The following is a 20,149-nucleotide window of genomic DNA, read 5'->3' as shown; positions in this document are numbered from 1 at the left end:
CTGCATGGGGAGAAGGGCGGCACGGTGTCGCCGCCCCGGGAAGAGGGTACGCGCGACGCGCGCGCCACCGGCGGGGGTGCGACCACCGTCACGTCAGCGGGCCGGGGCGTGGCCGGTGCGCCGACGCGCTGCGCGCTCACCCGTCCCGCTGCGCACGCCACGCCGCGAGGCGCTCGTCCAGCACGGCGGCGACGCGGTCGTAGTTCTCCCAGGAGCTGCGGACCTTGTACGCGCCGGTGTGCGGGAAGGCGGCGATGAAGTCCGCCACGTAGACGTCCCCCTCGTAGTACGTGCGGGCGAACGCGTTCGCCTCGTCGTCCAGCATCTCGGACGTCAGGACGCCGTCCCACGCGGCGTACAGGTCGTCGGGACGCCCGCGGCGCTCGCGGACCGCCGCGATGCCGTCGGGGCTCTCGCGCACCAGCATCTCGCCGGCCATGCCCCGCTGGACGACCCAGGCGAGGAAGAACCCCGTGTGCACGAACGCCTGACGTCGACGTGTCCACCGCGGGAACTCGCCCTCGTAGTGCCACTTCGCCTTGTCGTAGACGGTGGCCCCGGTGTCGTCCCCCATCGCGGCAACGTACCGCCACCCACCGACGGCGCGCGGCACGTGCCCACCGACGAGGAGGAGGGCGGCCCGGACCACGACGACGCGAGGCGCAAGATGGAGGGACCACGACCACTCACCAGGGAGGTGCCATGGACGTCCACGTGGACGTCGCAGGACCGGCGGACGCGGCGGGCGCGGGCCGTGTCCTCGCCGCCGCGCTGCGGGACGACGCCGTGATCCGCGCGATGCTGCCGGAGGAGCGCGACCGGCTGGCGCGTCTGACCAGCGTCTACGCGGCAGTCGTCCGCCTGACGCTCGCCAGCGGCGGTGTCGTGGACCTCGCACGGGACGGCGCGGCCGGGCCCGTCGTCGGGGTCGCCGTCTGGGAGCGCCCCGGCTTCGCGTTCGGCACGTGGGCGCAGCTCCGCGAGCTGCCGACGCTCGTCCGCGCCGTCGGCGTCAGGCACCTCCCCGCCGCCGTGCGCGGCCTGCGCGCCTTCGCCGCCCACCGGCCGCGGTACCCGCACTGGTTCCTCGCCGACCTCGCGACCGACCCCGCCGCGCGTGGCAGGGGGGTCGGGTCGACGCTGCTGGCGCACCGGCTCGCGACGGTGGACCGCACCGGGTCGCCCGTGTACCTCGAGGCCACCACCGACGGCAGCCGCCGCCTCTACGAGCGGTTCGGGTTCCGTGCGACGGCGGCGATCGAGCTGCGGGGCGCGACCGCGACGGCGATGGTGCGGTCCGCAGGCGACGGCTGACCGCAGCGGTGGACCGCCGTCAGTGCACGGTGGGCCGGTAGGTGAGCTCCTGCGTGCGGCCGTCCAGCACCCGGCTGTCCAGCAGCTCCAGGTCGAAGTCGCCCGCACCCCCGAACACCGGCGTCGTTCCCGTGCGGCCGGTGATCACCGGGAAGATCGTCACCTGCACGCGGTCCACCAGGCCCGCCGCCAGCAGCGCCCAGTTGAGGGACAGGCTGCCGTGCGAGCGCAGCGGCACGTCGGACTCCGCCTTCAGCCGGGTGACGACGTCGACGGCGTCGCCGTGCGCGATCGTCACGTCCGGCCAGTCGATCGGGTGGGTGAGCGTCGACGACACGACGGTCGCCGGCAGCCGACGCATCACCTCGACCCACGTGTCACGCACCTCGGAGTCCTCGCTGCTCCCGGCCCGCATCGCGACGAACTCCCGCAGGGTCGTGGCGCCGAACACCATGCGCTGGTCACCGCTGTACAGCTCGTGCCGCCGCTGCAGCAGCTCGGGTCCCTGCTTGCCCCAGTAGCCGCCCCAGTCGCCGGGCGGTCCGTAGGAGCCGTACCCGTCGAGGCTGGCGAAGACGTCGAAGGTATAGGTCGCGGTCATGTGGTGCCTCTCCGTTGCCGTCGTCGCGTACCGACCGTCCGCACGGACGGTACTCATCGGGTGACGACGGCCGGCCACGGGACGGTCATGGTCGCTGGCCACGGTGCGAGGTCTGCGTCGGCGGTGGCCCGCCCGCCGGGGTGACGAGCGGCGCGAGCACCGCCAGCGCGCACGCCGCCGCCAGGTGCCACACGGCGTGCCCCTGCAGGAGCGACGACGGGTCGCACAGCGGTCCGCCGGTGCGGGACAGCGAGCCGACCAGCGCGCCGGCGCCCAGCAGCCCCAGCACGACGGCGACCCGCGCCCGGACGGCGGGTTCGCGGTACGCCCGCAGCACGAGCAGCACCCCGGCGACCACTGCGACACCGACCTGCGCGAGGTCCCCGGCCCGCGGCCACGCGATCACGGCGACCATGAGGACGGCCGTCGGCAGGGCCCACCACCACCATCGACGCGGTGTGCGGCGGCGTGCCGCCACGGCGTCCGCCGCCAGGAAGCACAGCACCCCCACGAGCGGCAGGTCGTGGGCGGGGTCGGACCAGGCCGGGTCGGGTCCGTGCTGCACGACCGACCCGACGCCGACACCGGCCACCAGCGCCACGTACGCCACGGGCACGGGCAGTCCGGCACGTCGCCGGAGCACCACGACGAGCACCGCGGCCACCACGAACGCCAGTGACGTGACGGCGGACACCGGCTCGACGAGCGGACCCGCGGCGGACCGCTCGCAGCCCGGCCCTGCCCCGACGTCGTCCACCACCCCATCCCAGCCGTGGTCGACGCCGCTGTCACCCCGGACCACCGCTCCTCGGGTGCCGGGCCGTCGTCCCCGATGAGTTCCGGCGACACGGCCGGTCGTACCGGGTGATCGCACACAGACGTCCGGACGACCGGGAGGACCAGATGACCGACACCACGACCCACCGCACGCTCGACGTGCCCGGCGCGACCATCGCGTACGACGTGCGGGGGCCGCTGCCGACCGCCGACGGGCAGCCGCCGCTCGTGCTCATCGGCCAGCCCATGGACGCGACGGGCTTCGGGACCCTCGCGTCGCACTTCGGTGACCGCACGGTGGTCACGTACGACCCGCGCGGGCTGGGCCGCAGCACGCGCGACGACGGGCAGACGGTGCACGACCCGCGCGTGCAGGCGGAGGACCTGCACGCGCTCGTCGGCGCGCTCGGCGCCGGGCCGGTCGACCTGTTCGGCAGCAGCGGCGGTGCGGTCACGGCACTCGCGTGGGTCACCGCGTTCCCGCAGGACGTCCGCACCGTCGTCGCGCACGAGCCGCCGATGCTCGCCGTGCTGCCGGACGCGGAGGAGGCGCGTGCCGCGTTCGCCCGCGTCGACGCCGCCTACCAGGCGCACGGGTGGGGCGCCGGGATGGCCGCGTTCATCGCGCTGACGTCGTGGCAGGGGCCGTTCCCCACGGACTTCCTCACCGAGCTGCCCGACCCGGCGCAGTTCGGTCTGCCGGCGGAGGACGACGGCTCGCGCGATGACCCGCTGCTGTCGGGCGCCTCCGCCCCTGTCACGGCGTTCACCCCCGACGTCGCGGCGCTGCGCGCGGCCTCGACGCGCGTCGTCCCCGCCGCCGGGATCGAGAGCGAGGGCATCATCACGTGGCGCACGACCCACGCGCTGGCCGATCTGCTGGGGACCCAGGTCGCGGTGTTCCCGAGCAACCACGGCGGGTTCCTCGGCGACGAGTACGGCATGCCGGGCCAGCCGGAGGCGTTCGCGGCGCGGCTGCGGGAGGTCCTCGCGGCGGGCTGACGACCGGCGGACGCCGTGCCCGGGGCGGATGGCACGAGCGTCCCGGGCGGTGCTCGACCCGGTGCACGCACGTCGTGCTTGCCCTCAGAGGGCGATCCGCGAGTGCAGGTGCATGTCGTGCCACCCGTCCGTGTGCAGGCCCCGGCTGACCATCGTGCCCTCCGCCGCGAAGCCCGCCTTGGTGGCGACCCGGCACGACGCCGGGTTGCGGGTGGAGTGGTCCAGGTCGGCGCGGTGCACGCCGAGCTCGAAGGCCCACGCGGTCACGGCGCGCAGCGCGTCGACGGCCACGCCGCGGCCCCGGGCGTGGGGCAGCACCCAGTAGGAGAACCCCACGGCCGCCTCGTGCAGGTGCACCTGCCGGATGCTCACCTGCCCGACCACGTCGCCGCCCGCCGTGACGGCCCAGCCCGCGCCGGTGTCGTGCGCCCACCGGTCCTGCCAGTGCGCCACCCAGGCCGTGGCCTCCGCGGTGGACATGGTCCGGGCGTGCCAGTGCTGGATGGCGGGGTCGCGGTAGGCGGAGACGACGGCGTCGACGTCGTCGGGCCGCCACGCGCGCATCACGAGGTCGCCCGCCTGCAGGACGGGCTGCGGCAGGCGTCCGAAGGTGCCGGGGAGCAGGACGGGTGCGGTGGTGATCGCCATCGCGCTGATGCTGCCGGGCCCGGCGGTGACACGCCAGGTGTGCACGGGCAGGATGTGCCGAGGTCGAGCACGCCGCGGCCGACGGCACGACGCTGTGCGGGATCGACGCGTCACGCTACGAGGTCTACCGCGCGCTGTTCGAGTGGAGCTCGCCGCGGGCGTGCCCGGCGTGTACGCGGGCTGACGCCGGTGCCCTGTGGCCGGAGCGGCCGCAGTCCTACCGGCCGCTGTCGTCGGCGCTGAGCGAGCGGGAGGCGCTTGCCTGGGTCGGGAAGCGTCCGGGCCTGTTCGTCGGCCGGGCCAGCCTCGCCCTCATACCGACGAGGAGCTGAACGCGGGCAGGGACGCGTCGTCCGGCCCGGACACCACCGACTGACTCTCTCCGTGCGTCGGTGCGGCTGGTGCGCTGACTCACCAGGACGTCGTGCGAGCACCGCCACCTGGTCCACCTGCGACGGTGCGGCCCGCTCGCGACCGATTCACCTCGCCCCGGCGCGGCCGGGGCTGGTTGGGTGGGCCGGTGCCGTCCCTCGTCGCGCCGCCCAAGCTCGTCCCCGGTGACCGTGTCGCCGTGGTCTCGCCCTCGTTCGCCGCGCCCGGGTTCGCCCCGGCCGTGCACGAGCAGGCCATGCGACGCCTGGTCGAGGCGACCGGCCTCGTGCCCGTCGAGTACCCGACGACCAGGCAGCTCGGCGCCTCACCCGAGGCGCGGGCGCGGGACCTCGACGCCGCGTTCGCGGACCCGAGCGTCCGTGCCGTGCTGGCCACGATCGGCGGGGACGACCAGATCCTCGTGGTGCCCCACCTCGACGCCGACGCCGTGCGCGCGGACCCCAAACCGTTCCTCGGCTACAGCGACAACACGAACCTGCTGAGCTGGCTGTGGCAGCAGGGCGTCGCCGGCTTCTACGGCGGCTCGACCCAGGTGCACCTCGGCCCCGGGCCGGCGGTCGACGACGTCCACCTCGCGTCGCTGCGGGCGGCGCTGCTCACGGGCGAGACGCTCACGATCACGGAGCCGGGCGAGTCGGAGGACCTCGGCCACGACTGGCTCGACCCGCGTGCCCTGACCGAGCACGGTGAGCGCGAGCCGACCGAGCCGTGGACGTGGGCAGGCCCGGCCCGGTCCGTGACCGGACGCACGTGGGGCGGCTGCCTCGAGGTGCTCGACTGGCTCGCGCTGGCCGACCGGTTCCCGCCGACCCCCGCGCTGGAGGGCGCGATCCTGCTGCTCGAGACCAGCGAGGAGCTGCCGCCGGCGGCGACGGTGCAGCGCTGGGTGCGGTCGCTCGGCGAGCGCGGCCTGCTCGCGGCGGTCGCGGGCGTGTGCGTCGCGCGCCCGCCGGTGACCGGCTTCGAGGTGCGGCTCGACGCCGAGCAGCGGGCGGCCCGACGCGTGGCGCAGCGCGACGCCGTCGTGGCGGAGGTCACGCGGTACAACCCGGACGCCGTCGTGTGCGTCGGCCTGCCGTTCGGCCACACCCGGCCGCAGTGGATCGTGCCGTACGGCGGCCGGATGACGCTCGACGGGGCCACCCGGACCGTGACGGCGTCGTACGCGTGAGGCCGTCCGAGGCCGTGCCCGCGCCGGTGCCGTACCGCCCGCTGCCCGTCGACCTGTCCGACGTGCGCTACGCGCACGGCCCGGACTCCGAGCCGCACCCCCACGTGCCGGCGGGCACCACGGTGGAGCTGGACTGGTCGTCCAGCACCGGCTACCCGGGGACGTCGCGCAAGGTGTGGATCCACGTCCCCGCCTGCTACGACGCCGCGCGCCCGGCGGCGCTCATGGTCTTCAACGACGGCTGGTGGTACCTCGACCCGGACGGCGAGGTCCGCGGCGGTGTCGTCCTCGACAACCTCACCCACCGCGGTGAGATCCCGTGCACGATCGGCGTCTTCGTCGACCCGGGCGTCGTCGTGGGCGGCGCGCAGCCGAAGAACCGCAACGTCGAGTACGACGCGTTCGACGACCGGTACGCCACGTTCCTGCTCGACGAGATCGTCCCGCTGGTCACCGCGCGGTACTCCGTCACGGACGACCCCGAGCTGTGGGGCGTCTGCGGTGGCAGCAGCGGGGGCGACGCCGCCTTCACCGCGGCGTGGCTGCGCCCGGACCGGTTCCGCCGGGTCGTGGGCTTCCTGTCGAGCTTCGCGCAGATGCCCGGCGGCAACCCGTACCCCGACCTGATCCCGCGCGCCGCCAGGAAGCCGCTGCGGGTCTTCCTGCAGGCCGCGCACCGCGACCTGAACTGGGACGCGCCGACCCGCAACTGGTTCGCCGAGAACCTGCGGACCACCGCCGCGCTCGCGGAGGCCGGGTACGACGTCCGCCTCGTCGTCGGGGACGGCGGGCACAGCGTCAACCACGGCGGGGTCCTGCTGCCCGACGCGCTGCGGTGGGTGCTGCAACCGGGGGCGCCGACCGCGCCGTGAGCTCGCGCGAGCCGGGGCGTCAGCGCCCGGCCGCCGGGTCGAAGTAGTCGTCGTCGTCCGCGGGGTCGTGGCGCACGGTCCCGGGCGGCCGTGGGGCCGTCGCGGCCCGGTCGTCCGGGACGTCCTGCGGCACGTCGTCCGGGTCGCCCACGACGACGAGGAGCCGGACGTCGTCCCCGAGCTCGACCCCCTCCGCGCGTCGCGCCGCGACCTTGAGCGGGACCATGAAGCCGCCGTCCCTGGGGAAGATCGACGTCGTGAACGTGGTCCCGCCCAGCGTCACCGTCGCGGGCACGCAGCCCCACCCGTAGGTCACGCGTGACGCGACGACGCGCAGGCGTGCCGCCTCCGGGTCGGGGAGCGCGACGAAGTGGTACGGCGCCGGGCCGCGCCACCAGATCACCTCACCACCGAACCGCAGCTCCACCCGTCGAGCATGGCAGCGCCCGCTGACACGCGGGACCGGGGACGTCCAGAACCCGCGCGGCGTCCTGTGGGTGCCGCACCGGCCGCGGTCCTGACGTGAACCGTGCGGGGGTGGGCCGGGTGCCCGCCCCCGCCGGACGCGGCCGGGAGGCTACCGTGCGCGCATGAGCAACTTGAGCGACGTCGGTGACCGGGACTCCTGGCGCTGCTGGCTGTGCGACGAGCCCGTGGACCCCGACGCGTCGGTGAACTCCGACCTCGGCCCGAGCGTCGACGCGGGCGCCGTGGCGAAGTCCAAGAAGGCGGCCGCGGGCACCGAGCGGCTCGCCCACCGCGCCTGCAACACCCGCAAGGGAGCGGTCAAGCCGGTCGTCGCGTGGTCGCCGGACCTGTTCGTCGTCGACCCCGCGCCCATCGCGGAGACCGTCGAGCGGCTGCGCCGCAAGGGCGGGCGCGAGGTGGTGGCGCGCTGCCCGAGCCGTGCGGACGCCGACCAGGCCGCCGAGTGGCTGGTCGACCGGCTGTCGCGGTTCGCCCCCGACCTGGCCGTGACGACGCAGGTGGAGCCGGGCGGCGGGCAGTTCCTGCTCGCGGTGCGCGCCTGACGGACCGCGCGCCCCGCACGACCGACCCGCACGACCGACCCCGGACGACCGACCCGCACGACCGACCGTGGAGGACCGACGATGCGCGACGAGACCCGCTCCCCGAGCCCCGGCACGCTCCTGACCCCCGCCGACGTCGAGCTCCTGCGTCGTCCGCTGCACGGGTTCCTCACCGTCGCGTCGGGGCCCGTGCCGCCGCAGCCGCGTCCCGTGTGGTTCGAGCTCGCGGGCGACGGCACCGTCCAGCTCTTCACCGGTCCGGACACCCTGAAGGTGCGCCGGCTGCGCCGCGACCCGCGCGCGTCGGTCGTCGTGGCCGCGCCCGTGGGGGAGCGTGAGCACTGGGTGTCGGTGTCGGGCCGGGTGACGGTCGAGCAGGACGGCGCCCATGAGCTCGCCGCGCGCCTCGCGGCCCGCTACTGGGACCTGTCCGACCCGGCCCGCGCACGGGACCTCGACGGGATCCTGGCCGAGGACCAGGTCCGCCTCGTCCTGCACCCGGAGCACGTCGGCCGCTACGCGTACTGAGACGGCCTCGCCGTGCCGGATGCCACGGTCGGATGCAGCATGGCTCTGTAGCGGGCGCTCAGGACGACGGGCGTCCGGCCGACCACAGGGGGGCACCATGTGCACGGGCATCAGGTTCACGGACGGTAACGGCAACCTCTACCTCGCACGGAACCTCGACTGGACCAGCGGGTACGGGGAACGCGTGGTGGTGACTCCCACGGGGTACAGCACGCGGTCGCCGTTCGGGGCGGTGCCGAGCATCCGGCACGCCGTCATCGGCATGGGCATCGTCGAGGAGGACACGCCGCTGTACTTCGACGCCGGCAACGACGCCGGGCTGGCCGTCGCCGGGCTGAACTTCCCCGGGTACGCGTCGTACGCCGCGGGGCCCGTGGACGGCAAGACCAACGTCGCCGCGTTCGAGTTCCCGCTGTGGGTGGCCTCGCAGTTCTCGAGCGTCGACGAGGTCGAGGCGGCGCTGGCGGACGTCGCGATCGTCGACCGGCCGATCAACGACAAGTACCCCAGCTCGCTGCTGCACTGGATCATCGGTGACGCGCAGCGCGCCATCGTCGTGGAGTACACGCCCGACGGCATGCACGTCTTCGACGACGACGTCGACGTGCTCGCCAACCAGCCGGGGTTCATGTGGCACCACGAGAACCTGCGCAACTACCTCAACACGTCGCCGGACTTCCCCGAGGTGTACGAGCTCGGCAGGGCGCGCCTGGCCCCCTTCGGGTCCGGCTCGCACATGCGCGGGATCCCCGGCGACTACTACTCGCCGTCCCGGTTCGTCCGTGCGGCCTACGTCAACGAGCACTACCCGACCAAGACGAGCGAGGAGGAGAACGTCAGCCGCGCGTTCCACACGCTGCAGCAGGTCGCGATGGTGGACGGGTGCGCCGCCATGGGCTCGGGGGAGTTCGAGCAGACCATCTACACCGGGCTCTTCTCCTCCAGGACCGCGACCTACTACTGGAACACCTACGACGACCCGGCCGTCAAGAGCGTCGCGCTGGCGGACCGCTCGCCCGACGGGACGCAGCTCGTCGTCGTCTGAGCTGCTGTTGCATCCTTCGATGCAACAGCAGGCGTTGCACCGTCCGCCCGGCGCGGCACGGGGTGTCCGATTCCTAACGTCGAGTCATGCCACACCGGCTTCGACGAGAGGACACTCCGATGAGCACCGTCACGGAACACGTAGCTTCACCAGCCAAGCGCGGAGGGCTGCTGGACGCCGTCCGGCGCCGTCCGCTCCTGGCGTTCGTCGTGCTGGCGCTCGCCGCCAGCTGGCTGGCTTGGATCCCGCTGGTCCTGTCGCCCTACGGCCTCGGGATCTGGGACATCCAGGTGCCCGGCGGCACCGGCGGCTACCAGCTCTTCCTCATGCTGCCCGGCGCGTTCCTCGGACCGATCGGCGCCGCGTTCTTCGTCACCGCGGTCACCGAGGGCCGTGCCGGTGTGCGCGCCTGGGTCAAGCGGCTGACCAAGTGGAAGGTCAACTGGCGCTGGTACGTCGGCATCCTCGTCGGCACCCCCGCAGCCGTGCTGCTGTCGGCGCTGGTCATCACGGGTGGTGACGTGCAGGCACCGCCGATGGCGGCCCTCGTCGCGTACCTGCCCTACCTCGTGATGCAGGTCCTGACGACCGGGCTCGCCGAGGAGCCGGGCTGGCGCGACTTCGCCCTCCCCCGGGCGCAGCGCCGCTTCGGAGCACTGCCCGCGGCCGTGGGCATCGGTGTCCTGTGGGGCGTCTGGCACCTGCCGCTCTTCGCGACCGGGTGGGGTCACTCGGACAGCTTCCACGTGTCCCGTGCCCTGGGCTTCATCCTCTTCTGCGTCCTGTTCAACGTCGTCATGACCTGGGTGTTCAACCGCACCGGGCAGAGCCTGCCGATGGCGATGCTCCTGCACGTCAGCATCAACACCTTCGCCAGCGTCCTCATCGGCGACATGTTCCCGGCCATCGGCGAGAACTTCGACATGATCCAGCGCACGCTGCTGCTGATGGCGGGCGTGGGAACGATCGTCACGATCGTGGCCACCCGGGGAAAGCTGGGCTACCAGCCGGAGCCGGCCGCGGAGCCGACCATCGGCACCGTCGAGGCCCCGCAGCCCCTCGAGGCGGCGCGGCTGTCCTGACGAGTGATCGAGCATCGTGCTCACAGCAGACCGCCGGGCGACCACGTCGCCCGGCGGTCTGCTGCGTGCTGCCGGCTCGTCGGCCGCCTACCCCCGGCTCGCCGCCGCGCTCACGTCCGCTGCCCCGGGTGCAGCAGCACCTTGGTCCAGCCGTCGACGCGCTTGTCGAACTGGTCGTAGCCGCGCACGGCCTCGTCGAGCCCGAGCTCGTGCGAGACGATGAACGACGGCGTCGCGCGCCCGGCGACGATCAGGTCGCGCAGCTGGCGGTTGTAGCGCATCACGGGCGCCTGGCCGGTGCCCATGTGCTGGCCCTTGGTGAAGAACGTGCCGTAGTCGAACCCGATGCGGCCCTCGCGGGCGCCCTCGTCCTGCGCGCCCGGGTCCTGGGGCACGTAGACCCCGACGACGCCGATGCCGCCCGTCGAGCGGACCGTCTTGACGAGGTTGTCGAGCACGAGCTCGGGGTGCTCCTCGCCCGACGGGTCGTGCGCCTGGTAGCCGACGGCCTCGACGCCGCAGTCGGTGCCCCTGCCCTGCGTCGCGTCGAGGACCTGCTCGACGGGGTCGCCCGCCGCCAGGTCGACGCCCACGGCCCCGATCTTGCCGGCGAGCGCGAGCCGGTCGGGCTCCTTGTCGACGACGAAGACGCGCGCCGCCCCGCGGATGAGCGCGCTGTGCGCCGCCATGAGGCCGACCGGTCCCGCGCCGTACACGGCGACGTCGTCCCCGGGCTGCAGGCCCGCGAGCACGGTGCCGTGCCAGCCGGTCGGGAAGATGTCGCTCAGCATCGTGAAGTCCTTCTCGTGCTCGGTCCCCGGGGGGAGCTCGAGCAGGTTCACGTCGGCGAAGGGCACGCGCAGGTACTCCGCCTGGCCGCCGTCGTACGGGCCCATGTTCGCGTACCCGTACGCCGCACCGTCCATCCCCTCGGTCGGATTGGTGCGGGTGCAGTACGACGTCCAGCCCTGCAGGCAGTTGCGGCACGTGCCGCAGGCGATGTTGAAGGGGACGCTGACCCGGTCCCCGACCCTGATGCGGGTGACTGCCGGGCCGACCTCCTCGACGACGCCCATGTTCTCGTGGCCGAGGACCTTGCCCTCCTCGACGCTCGTGCGGCCCTCGTACATGTGCAGGTCGGACCCGCAGATGTTGGTGGTGGTGATGCGGACGACGGCGTCCGTCGGCTCCTGGATCCTCGCGTCCGGCACCTCGGTGACCTCGACCTGGTGGGGGCCTCGGTAGACGACTGCTCGCATGGTGCTCCCTGGTGTGCGGGCCCGTGCCAGCCCCGTGCGGCGGCTGTTCCCACCGCGCACCGGGTCGCGGGCGCCCGTCCATGGTGGGCACCCGCCGCGGGGGTCGCACCTCGAGGGAGAGACCCGCCGCCTGCATCCTTCGATGCAACGCGGACGGTTCGTCCCTGCGCCGGGCGCGACCGCACCCCTCCGGTTCCTAGGTTGGGGTCATGCCAGCACGACTCCGACGGGGAGGAGCCCGATGAGTGACGTCGCCGCACCGGCACCCTCGCGGCGGCAGCCCGTCCACGATCTCGGCCCCCTGCCCGAGCCTGCGCGTCTATCGTGACGTCGGTGACCGAGGCTCCCGCTGCGCACCGCCGCCGGCCGGCGGACGTGGTGCCGGTGGTGTGCTGGGTGCTGTCCCTCGCGCTGCTCGCGGCCTCCGTGGTCATCATCCAGGCCGACCCCCAGACCTCCCGTGGTGTCCCCGGCCTCGGCGACGCCGTGTGGTGGTGGGCGGCCGCCGTGCTCTCGCTCCAGGCGGTCGCGCTGGCGGGGTTGGGCCGGCACCCGCGTGCCGCGCTCCTCGCCGTCGCGGCCGGCGTGCCCGCGATGTTCGTCGTGGGCGGCGACGCGATCGGTGTCGGGCTGGTGACGGTGATGGTCGCGACGTACCGGGCGGTGCTCGCCCGGCCGGCGCGGCGCCTGCTCCCGACCCTGCTGGGCGCCGCGGCGCTGGTCGCCGCAGGCGTGGCCGCCGCCACCGTCCGCAGCGGGGGAGAGGGCTGGATCGTGGTCGTCGCCGGTCTGCTGCAGGGCGTGGCGGCGGTCGGCCTGCCGTTCGTCCTGGGCAGCGTCGTCGCCGCCAGGCACGACGCGCTGACGGCCCTGGCCGCCACGGCCGACGCGCAGGACCGCGAGCGGGACGCCCTGGTGCAGGTGGCGGTCGAGCGCGAGCGGACGGCGATGGCGCGCGAGCTGCACGACATCGCGGCGCACCACCTCTCGGGGATCGCCGTGATGACGGGCGCGATCGGCCGGCAGATCGACGTGGACCCGGAGGGCGCCAAGGTCGCGGTGGCGCAGGTGCGCGAGCAGAGCACCGCGATGCTGCGGGACCTGCGCAACCTGGTCGTGCTGCTGCGCGACGTCGACGCACCCGTGGAGCCGGGGGGTCCGGTGCGGATGGAGACCCTGGCGGGGATCGACGACCTCGTCGCCGGTGCGCAGGCGGCCGGCCTGCCGGTGTCGCTCACGACGACGGGGCCCGTCAGCGAGCTCGCCGCGTCCGGTGCGGTCGGTCCCCTGGCCCAGCTCGCGGCGTACCGCGTCGTGCAGGAGGCGCTCGCCAACGTCGCCCGCCACGCGCCCGGGGCGCGGTGCGAGGTGCGGCTCGACGCGAGCGACGAGGGCCGCGTCGAGGTCGTGGTCCGCAACGGCCGGCCCGCTGCAGGGCACGTGCCCGCGCACCACGACCCGGGCTACGGTCTGGTCGGGATGCAGGAGCGTGCCGAGCTCACGGGTGCCACGCTGCGCTACGGGGCCACCCTGGAGGGCGGGTGGCAGGTCACGCTGGCGGTCCCCACGGCCGTGCCCGAGGCCCTCCCCGACGAGCCGACGACGAGCGAGGAGGAGGGCCGATGAGCCAGGACACCGGTGGCAGCCTGCGGGTGGTCGTCGCGGACGACCAGGTGCTGGTCCGCATGGGGCTGTCCACGATGCTCGCGACGGAGCCCGGGATCGAGGTCGTCGGCCAGGCCGCGGACGGCGCGACCGCCGTCGAGCTCGCCCGCGAGCTGCGGCCCGACGTGGTGTGCATGGACATCCGCATGCCCGGCACCGACGGCATCACCGCGACGCGCCTGCTGTGCGGTCCGGACGTCGAGGACCCGATCCCCGTGCTGGTGCTGACGACCTTCGACGTCGACGAGTACCTGTTCGGTGCGCTCGAGGCCGGTGCGTCGGGGTTCCTGCTGAAGGACGCCGAGCCCGCGACGCTCGTGGAGGCCGTGCGGACCGTCGCCGCCGGGCACGGCATGCTCGCCAACGAGCTGACGCGGCGCGTCCTGCGGGAGGTCGTCACGCGCCGCCGGACGCAGCCCGTGACCGCGGCCCGCGCCAGCGAGCTGCTCTCGCCGCGCGAGCTCGACATCCTGCTGCTGCTCGCGCAGGGCATGTCCAACGAGGACATCGCGCGCGAGCTGTTCCTCGAGGTGTCGACCGTGAAGTCGCACCTGGCCCGCGCGATGCCGAAGCTCGGCGTGAAGTCGCGCCTGCAGGCCGTGGTGTGGGCGTACCAGAACGGGATCGTGGACACGGTCGGGGGCTGACCCGGCCGCGTCGTCGGGCGGGCGGCCCGTGAGCCGCCCGCCCGACGGCTCAGGGGACCGGGATCCGCGTCACCGTGAACGGCCCCGGCGTCCCCCCACCGCCGAACCGGATCTCGAACTGGCTGTTGACCGCGAGCAGGCTGCGCCCGGCGCGGGCGATCGTCGTCGGGTCGTCGAAGGTGGGGTCCGTCGTGCGGGAGACGACGGTCCCGGAGGCGAGGTCCCGGTCCAGCCTCACCTTGACGACGGACTGCGGCGGCCCGGCGGTCCACTCGGCCGCGAGCAGCGTGCGGCCGTCCAGCAGCAGGCCGTCGCCGGCCACCGACGCGCCGCCGAGGTCGATCCGCACGACGCTGCCGTCCTTCAGCCCGACGCGGAAGAGCTCGCCCGTCCGGGGCTTCGAGACCACGGCGTACCGTCCGTCGCGGGAGATGACGATCCCGTTGGCGTTGATGTCCTGGTCGTAGGTGAAGTCGGTGCCCTCGAACGACACGACCGGCTCCAGCAGCTCGGTGCCCGTCGTCCTGCGGTCGCGGCCGTCGATCCGGTAGAGGACCGGGCGCGACGAGTCGGTGACGTAGACGTCGCCGCGGGGCCCGACGGCGATGTCGTTGAGGAAGGCCGGGGTGCCGTCCTGCACGACCTGCCACGACCCGGTCAGCTCGCGCGTCCGCAGGTCGTACGCCCAGACGAGCCCCGTGGGGCCGCCCGCGACGAACAGCGTCCGGCCGTCGACCTTCAGCCCGGCCGCCACCACGCGGCCGTCCTGCCCGCCCGGCAGGAACGGCGTGGCGGTCGGCTCGTCGAGGTCGCCGCGGTAGATCGTCCCGTCGGTCGTGCTGCTGACGTAGAACTCGTCGCCCCGGGTGGCGATGCCCTCGGGGTAGATGTCGTCGGCGGCGGGGCCGACGGGGTCGAGCAGGTACGTCGTCGGCCGGTCGGGACGGTGCCGCTCGTGCGCCGGTGCGTCGTGCGCGGCGGCCGGACCGGCGGTGACGAGCGTCAGGGCCACGACGGTGGCAAGTGTGGTGGTGAGGACTGGGCGCATGGGTGTACCCCTTCGGCGGGGGCGTCCGTCCCAGCGGGCGCGGGCCCCCGCCGACACCCCTGGGTGCACCGTGACGATCAGGACGAATCGGCGCCGAGCCCACTGTAGGGACGGCGTCCGTTCGCGTGCCACCGCTCGGCGAGGGGCCGATCAGGCGGGACGCCCAGCCCGTGCGGCCGGTCGGACCACGCCGGCGATGCCGCGTCGAGCGCGCGTTCGCCGAGCCGCCGCGGCGGTTCTCCGGTATGACGGGGACGTGCCCGAGGTGAAGCTCTCCGTCGATGACGGCCACGACCTGCCGAGCCTCGCCGTGCTCGCCGCGTCTGCGGACGACTCCCTCCCGCTGATCAGCGGCGAGCCGGAGCAGCACGTGCTGCGCACCACGTACGTCGACACGGCGGACCTGGTCCTCGCCCGGCACGGGATCACCCTGCGTCGACGCGTCGGGGGAGAGGGTGGCGGCTGGTACCTGCAGGTCCCGGGTGGTGCGCCGGGGCCCGGCGAGGTCCGTCTGCCGCCCGGGCGGGCCGGGAGCGCCGTGCCCGACCAGATGCAGCGGCTGGTGCGGGCCCGCACCGGGGGCCGGCCACTCGCCGCGGTCGCCAGGGTCACGACCGGACGCACCGTCCACCGGGTGTTCGACCCGACGGACCGGGAGGTCCTCGAGCTGGTGGACGACCGCGTCAGCGCCCGTCGGATCCTGCCGGTCGACGGCTCCGGTGAGGCCGCCGGCGCCGAGGTGACGTGGCGCGAGGTCACGGTCAGGGCGCCGGACGGGGCTGACGAGCGACTGGCCGCCGTCGTCGGTGCGCTGGGCGAGGGTGGTCCGACCGAGGAGTCGACCACCTCCGAGCTCGCCCGCGTCCTGGATCTCGGGACACCCGCGGAGCAGGACGGACGTCCCCCGCGCCGCAGCCCGGCCAGGAAGCCCTCGACGAGCAACGTGGTCGTGGCCTACCTGGCGGGCCAGCTCGAGCAGATCCGGTCCCAGGACCTCCTGGTCCGGCTGGGTGCGCCCGGGAGCGTCCACCGGATGCGCGTGGCGACCCGGAGGTCGCGCAGCGCCCTGGCCACGTTCCGCGCGGGGTTCGACCCGGACGTCGTCGAGCCGTTGCGGGACGAGCTGCGGTGGCTGGCGGGGGTCCTGGGCGAGGTCCGCGATGCCGAGGTCGTGAGCGACCGGGTGAGCGAGGCCCTCGTGGCGGGGTCGGCGGACACCGCGATCGGGCCCGGTCCGGCCGAGACGGATGCGCGGTCCGCCCATGCCGCAGCCCGGACGGCGATGCTGGGGGCACTCGAGGGCGACCGGTACGACCGCGTGCTCGACACCCTCGGGGCGCTCGTGGCCGCTCCACCCACGACGGAGCGGGGTCACCGGCCGGCGGGCAAGGCGCTGCGGCGCGGGATCGCGTCCGAGTACGCCGACGTGCGTCGGCTCATGAAGCGCGCGAGGGCGACGGCAGAGCCGCAGGAGCGCACTCGTCTGCTCCACGACGCCCGCAAGGCCGCGAAGCGCACGCGGTACGCGGCCGAGCTCGCCGGGGACGTCCTCGGTGCCGAGGCCGTCGCCTTCGCCGCGGCGATGGAGAGCATGCAGGAGGCGCTGGGGGAGTACCAGGACACGGTCGTGCTGCGAGCCCACCTGCGGGAGCGGGCCGAGGCGACGACCGACCCGGCCGCCGCGTTCACCTACGGTCGGCTGCACGCCCTGGAAGAGGTCCGGGCGCGGGAGGCGGAGGGCCGGTTGCCGTCCGTCTGGGCCGCGGCCAGCCGCAAGCGGCTGCGCCGCTGGCTGCGCTGAGCGTCCCTCGGGCGGGCGGCCCCGGGCCGCCCGCCCCGCGGCTCAGGGGACGGGGATGCGGGACACCGTGAACGGCTCCGGCGTCCCGCCGGCCGACCGCGTCTCGAACTGGCTGTTCACCACGAGCAGGTCGCGCCCGGCGCGGGCGATGGTCGTCGGGTCGTCGAACGACGGGTCGGTCGTGCGCGACACGACGGTCCCGGACCGCAGGTCCCGGTCGAGGCGCACGGTCACGACCGACTGCGGGTCGGCCGTCCACTCGGACGCGAGCAGCCGGTTGCCGTCGAGCAGCAGCCCGTCACCGGCGACGGACCCGCCGCGCAGGTCGATCAGCTCGACGCTCCCGTCGGTCAGCCCGACGCGGAAGAGCTGCCCGGTGCGGGTCTTCGCGACGACCGCGGTCCGCCCGTCGCGCGAGACCACGAGGCCGTTGGCGTTGACGTCCTGGTCGTACGTGAAGTCGGTGCCCTCGAACGACACGACCGGCTCCAGCAGCTCCGTGCCCGTCGTCGTGCGCTCGCGGGCGGCGATCCGGTAGAGCACCGGGCGCATGGAGTCGGTGACGTACACGTCACCGCGCGGGCTGACGGCGAGGTCGTTGACGAACGTCGGAGTGCCGTCCTGCACGACCTGCCACGACCCGGTCAGCTCGCGCGTCCGCAGGTCGTACGCCCAGACGAGCCCCGTGGGGCCGCCCGCGACGAACAGCGTCCGGCCGTCGACCTTCAGCCCGGCCGCCACCACGCGGCCGTCCTGCCCGCCCGGCAGGAACGGCGTGGCGGTCGGCTCGTCGAGGTCGCCGCGGTAGATCGTCCCGTCGGTCGTGCTGCTGACGTAGAACTCGTCGCCCCGGGTGGCGATGCCCTCGGGGTAGATGTCGTCGGCGGCGGGGCCGACGGGGTCGAGCAGGTACGTCGTCGGCCGGTCGGGACGGTGCCGCTCGTGCGCCGGTGCGTCGTGCGCGGCGGCCGGACCGGCGGTGACGAGCGTCAGGGCCACGACGGTGGCAAGTGTGGTGGTGAGGACTGGGCGCATGGGTGTACCCCTTCGGCGGGGGCGTCCGTCCCAGCGGGCGCGGGCCCCCGCCGACACCCCTGGGTGCACCGTGACGATCGGGACGAACCGGCGCCCGGCCCACTGTAGGGACCGCCTCGGCGTGGGTGCCAGACCCTCGTGGACCCGTGGGCCTCGGGCGCTCGGCGAGGGGGAGTGCATCACGCCGGCGCCCGCCGGGGCTCGTCCCTCGGAGGTCAGGCGCCCCGCGGGGCCGGGGCGGGCAGCCCCGTGTGCGAGGACGCGCGCTCCAGGTCGGCGCGCGAGCGCGCCACGTCGGCCGTCATCCGTGCCGTCTCGGCCTGCTCGGCCCGGCTCGCGCGCACCGCGAGCAGCGCCCACAGGATCGTGGTGAGGTCGACCGCCTCCTGCAGCCATGCGCCGGCGAGCGCCGGCAGGCTGCCGGTGGCGGCGACGAGCATGAGCGCGACGGACAGGCCGACTCCCATGCCGATCGACTGCCACGCGACCCGCACGGTGCGCCGGCCGATCTGCACGGCGCGCGCCGCGCGGGACAGGTCGTCGACCGTGATGACGACGTCCGCGGACTCGCTGGCCGCGCTCGCGCCGCGGGCGCCCATCGCGATGCCGACGTCCGCCACGGCCAGCACGGGCGCGTCGTTCACGCCGTCGCCGACCATCATCACCGGGCGCTGGGGAGCGGAGCGGACCGCGTCGACCTTGTCCTGCGGCAGCAGCTCGGCGCGCACGTCGTCGATCCCGGCCTCGGTCGCGATCCGGCGGGCGACCTGCTCGCCGTCGCCCGTGAGCATCATCGTCGTGCGGATCCCCGCACGGTGGAGCGCCGCCATGGTCGCGGACGTCTCGGCGCGCAGCTCGTCGGCGAGCGTCAGGCTGCCGGCGAACCGCCCGTCGACGGCGACGTGGATGCCGGTGTCACCGGTGGACGCCGGCGTGGCCCCCGTCTCCTGCGCGACGTAGCCCGCCTTGCCGACGACGACCACCCGGCCGTCGACCGTCCCGCGCACCCCGTGGGCGGGGGTCTCGACGACGTCCTCGGCGGGCGGCAGAGCCCGGCCGGTGTCGCGGGCGCGCGCGACCACGGCCGCGGCCAGCGGGTGGCTCGAGTACTGCTCGACAGCCGCGGCCAGCAGCAGCAGGTCCTCGGGGGCCATGCCCTCGGCCTCGACGTGCGCGACCTGCGGCTGCCCGTAGGTGAGCGTGCCGGTCTTGTCGAACGCGGCGGTGCGGGCACGGGCCAGCTGCTCGAGCGTGCCGCTGTCCTTGATGATGATCCCGGCGCGCGCGGAGCGTGACATGCCGGCCATGAACGCCACGGGGGCGGCGATGATCAGCGGGCACGGCGTGGCGACGACGAGCACCTCGGCGAGGCGCACCGGGTCACCGGAGACGAGCCAGGCCGTGACGGCCAGCGCCAGCGCGAAGAGCGTGAAGGGCACCGCCACCCGGTCGGCCAGGCGAACGAAGGGCGCCTTGGAGTCCTGCGCCTCGCGCACCAGCGCGATGATGCGCTGGTACTGCGAGTCGGCCGCGGCGGCCGTCGCCCGCAGCTCGATGACGTCGCCGCCGTTGATCGCGCCGGACAGCAGGCCGTCGCCCCGCACGTGCTCGACCGGCAGCGACTCACCGGTCAGCGACGACTCGTCGAGGGTCGCGCCGGTGGACTCCAGCACACCGTCGACGGGGACGACCTCGAACGGGCGCACGAGCACCCGGTCCCCGACCACGACGTCCTCGACCGGCACGTCGGCGGGCTGCCCGTCCGGCCGCAGGCGGTGCGCGGTGCGAGGGGCGTTCTGCAGCAGCCCGGTCAGCTCGCGCTTGGCCCGGCCCGCCGCGTAGTCCTCCAGCGCCTCACCGCCCGACAGCATGAGGCACACGACCAGCGCGGCCCAGTACTCGCCGACCGCGACGGTCGAGGCGATCGCCGTGACCGCGAGCAGGTCGATCCCGTGGTTCCCGGCCCGCAGGTCCGCGACCATGCCGCGGGCCTGGAGCAGTGCGACACCGACGGCGTACAGGGAGACGACCCACCGGGCCGCCGTGCCGTTGCCGGTCGCCTCGAGCAGGCCGCCCACGGTCGCCACCCCGAGCGTCGCGAGCACGACGGGGTACTCGAGCAGGCGTCGAAGGAAAGCGGACATACCTCAGTGGTACGCCCCTCGCACAGGGTCCGCCACGAAGGACAGGCAGGCCTGACCGGCGTCGCGGCGCTGGTGGCGGCGCGGCG

At 74.6% G+C, this 20,149-nt stretch carries 20 protein-coding genes; 11 read left to right on the top strand and 9 right to left on the bottom strand.

What is annotated here, in order from left to right:
* Nucleotides 1-136: 136 nt before the first annotated feature.
* Nucleotides 137-574: a hypothetical protein gene (locus IR158_RS13170; protein WP_291813741.1), complete on the bottom strand. Its 438-nt coding sequence runs from the start codon at nt 572-574 to the stop codon at nt 137-139.
* Between the two features lie 128 nt (nt 575-702).
* On the opposite strand from IR158_RS13170, the gene IR158_RS13165 reads away from it, so the two are divergent.
* Entirely contained in the window at nt 703-1,314 is a 612-nt protein-coding gene (locus IR158_RS13165; protein WP_291813739.1) for an N-acetyltransferase, read from the top strand.
* Between the two features lie 19 nt (nt 1,315-1,333).
* Here the strand turns inward: IR158_RS13165 and IR158_RS13160 are convergent, their stop codons facing one another.
* The gene (locus IR158_RS13160) at nt 1,334-1,915 is read right to left on the bottom strand and encodes a dihydrofolate reductase family protein (RefSeq protein ID WP_291813737.1); all 582 of its coding nucleotides are present in this window, start codon (nt 1,913-1,915) and stop codon (nt 1,334-1,336) included.
* Nucleotides 1,916-2,000: 85 nt separating this feature from the next.
* Entirely contained in the window at nt 2,001-2,672 is a 672-nt protein-coding gene (locus IR158_RS13155) for a hypothetical protein (RefSeq protein ID WP_291813735.1), read from the bottom strand.
* A 146-nt stretch (nt 2,673-2,818) separates the two neighbouring features.
* Here IR158_RS13155 and IR158_RS13150 point away from each other — a divergent pair, with 146 nt between their 5' ends.
* A complete protein-coding gene (locus tag IR158_RS13150) occupies nt 2,819-3,694 on the top strand; it encodes an alpha/beta hydrolase (protein WP_291813733.1) in 876 nt (291 codons plus the stop codon).
* 84 nt (nt 3,695-3,778) lie between these two features.
* Here the strand turns inward: IR158_RS13150 and IR158_RS13145 are convergent, their stop codons facing one another.
* A complete protein-coding gene (locus IR158_RS13145; RefSeq protein ID WP_291813731.1) occupies nt 3,779-4,342 on the bottom strand; it encodes a GNAT family N-acetyltransferase in 564 nt (187 codons plus the stop codon).
* Nucleotides 4,343-4,862: 520 nt separating this feature from the next.
* On the opposite strand from IR158_RS13145, the gene IR158_RS13140 reads away from it, so the two are divergent.
* Nucleotides 4,863-5,906 (top strand): S66 peptidase family protein, encoded by a 1,044-nt coding sequence (locus IR158_RS13140; RefSeq protein ID WP_291813729.1) that lies wholly within the window; start codon nt 4,863-4,865, stop codon nt 5,904-5,906.
* The gene (locus tag IR158_RS13135) at nt 5,903-6,778 is read left to right on the top strand and encodes an alpha/beta hydrolase-fold protein (protein WP_291813727.1); all 876 of its coding nucleotides are present in this window, start codon (nt 5,903-5,905) and stop codon (nt 6,776-6,778) included. Before IR158_RS13140 ends, IR158_RS13135 begins: the two co-directional genes overlap by 4 nt.
* 19 nt (nt 6,779-6,797) lie before the next feature.
* On the opposite strand, the gene IR158_RS13130 is transcribed toward IR158_RS13135, so the two are convergent.
* Complete coding sequence (locus tag IR158_RS13130) at nt 6,798-7,205, bottom strand: DUF1905 domain-containing protein (protein WP_366928442.1); 408 nt, start codon at nt 7,203-7,205, stop codon at nt 6,798-6,800.
* 163 nt (nt 7,206-7,368) lie between these two features.
* Between IR158_RS13130 and IR158_RS13125 the strand changes: the two genes are divergently transcribed.
* The 4 genes from IR158_RS13125 (at nt 7,369) to IR158_RS13110 (ending at nt 10,464) form a co-directional block, all read left to right on the top strand.
* Entirely contained in the window at nt 7,369-7,809 is a 441-nt protein-coding gene (locus IR158_RS13125) for a hypothetical protein (protein ID WP_291813725.1), read from the top strand.
* 81 nt (nt 7,810-7,890) lie between these two features.
* Nucleotides 7,891-8,337 (top strand): pyridoxamine 5'-phosphate oxidase family protein, encoded by a 447-nt coding sequence (locus IR158_RS13120; protein WP_291813723.1) that lies wholly within the window; start codon nt 7,891-7,893, stop codon nt 8,335-8,337.
* 97 nt (nt 8,338-8,434) lie between these two features.
* Nucleotides 8,435-9,382 (top strand): choloylglycine hydrolase, encoded by a 948-nt coding sequence (gene bsh / locus IR158_RS13115; protein ID WP_291813721.1) that lies wholly within the window; start codon nt 8,435-8,437, stop codon nt 9,380-9,382.
* A 119-nt stretch (nt 9,383-9,501) separates the two neighbouring features.
* Nucleotides 9,502-10,464 (top strand): type II CAAX endopeptidase family protein, encoded by a 963-nt coding sequence (locus tag IR158_RS13110; protein WP_291813719.1) that lies wholly within the window; start codon nt 9,502-9,504, stop codon nt 10,462-10,464.
* Nucleotides 10,465-10,574: 110 nt separating this feature from the next.
* On the opposite strand, the gene IR158_RS13105 is transcribed toward IR158_RS13110, so the two are convergent.
* Complete coding sequence (locus IR158_RS13105) at nt 10,575-11,723, bottom strand: glutathione-independent formaldehyde dehydrogenase (RefSeq protein ID WP_291813717.1); 1,149 nt, start codon at nt 11,721-11,723, stop codon at nt 10,575-10,577.
* A 333-nt stretch (nt 11,724-12,056) separates the two neighbouring features.
* Between IR158_RS13105 and IR158_RS13100 the strand changes: the two genes are divergently transcribed.
* Together IR158_RS13100 and IR158_RS13095 are read left to right on the top strand one after the other, a co-directional pair.
* The gene (locus IR158_RS13100) at nt 12,057-13,349 is read left to right on the top strand and encodes a histidine kinase (RefSeq protein ID WP_291813715.1); all 1,293 of its coding nucleotides are present in this window, start codon (nt 12,057-12,059) and stop codon (nt 13,347-13,349) included.
* Nucleotides 13,346-14,035 carry a response regulator transcription factor gene (locus IR158_RS13095; RefSeq protein ID WP_291813713.1) on the top strand — a complete coding sequence of 230 codons (690 nt, stop codon included), beginning with the start codon at nt 13,346-13,348 and terminating at the stop codon, nt 14,033-14,035. The genes IR158_RS13100 and IR158_RS13095 overlap by 4 nt, the downstream gene beginning before the upstream one ends.
* Before the next feature lie 49 nt (nt 14,036-14,084).
* Here the strand turns inward: IR158_RS13095 and IR158_RS13090 are convergent, their stop codons facing one another.
* On the bottom strand, nt 14,085-15,083 hold the full coding sequence (locus tag IR158_RS13090) for a hypothetical protein (protein ID WP_291813711.1): 999 nt from the start codon (nt 15,081-15,083) through the stop codon (nt 14,085-14,087).
* A gap of 256 nt (nt 15,084-15,339) precedes the next feature.
* Here IR158_RS13090 and IR158_RS13085 point away from each other — a divergent pair, with 256 nt between their 5' ends.
* Nucleotides 15,340-16,884, top strand: coding sequence for a CYTH and CHAD domain-containing protein (locus IR158_RS13085; protein WP_291813709.1), 1,545 nt, complete (start codon nt 15,340-15,342; stop codon nt 16,882-16,884).
* A gap of 42 nt (nt 16,885-16,926) precedes the next feature.
* Here IR158_RS13085 and IR158_RS13080 read toward each other — a convergent pair whose 3' ends face one another.
* Together IR158_RS13080 and IR158_RS13075 are read right to left on the bottom strand one after the other, a co-directional pair.
* Nucleotides 16,927-17,919, bottom strand: coding sequence for an SMP-30/gluconolactonase/LRE family protein (locus IR158_RS13080; RefSeq protein ID WP_291813707.1), 993 nt, complete (start codon nt 17,917-17,919; stop codon nt 16,927-16,929).
* 215 nt (nt 17,920-18,134) lie between these two features.
* The gene (locus IR158_RS13075) at nt 18,135-20,063 is read right to left on the bottom strand and encodes a heavy metal translocating P-type ATPase (protein ID WP_291813705.1); all 1,929 of its coding nucleotides are present in this window, start codon (nt 20,061-20,063) and stop codon (nt 18,135-18,137) included.
* Nucleotides 20,064-20,149: the final 86 nt, after the last annotated feature.

This window comes from Cellulomonas sp. (assembly GCF_015234515.1).
GTDB lineage: Bacteria > Actinomycetota > Actinomycetes > Actinomycetales > Cellulomonadaceae > Cellulomonas.
This window is presented reverse-complemented; position numbering and strand designations above follow the sequence as displayed.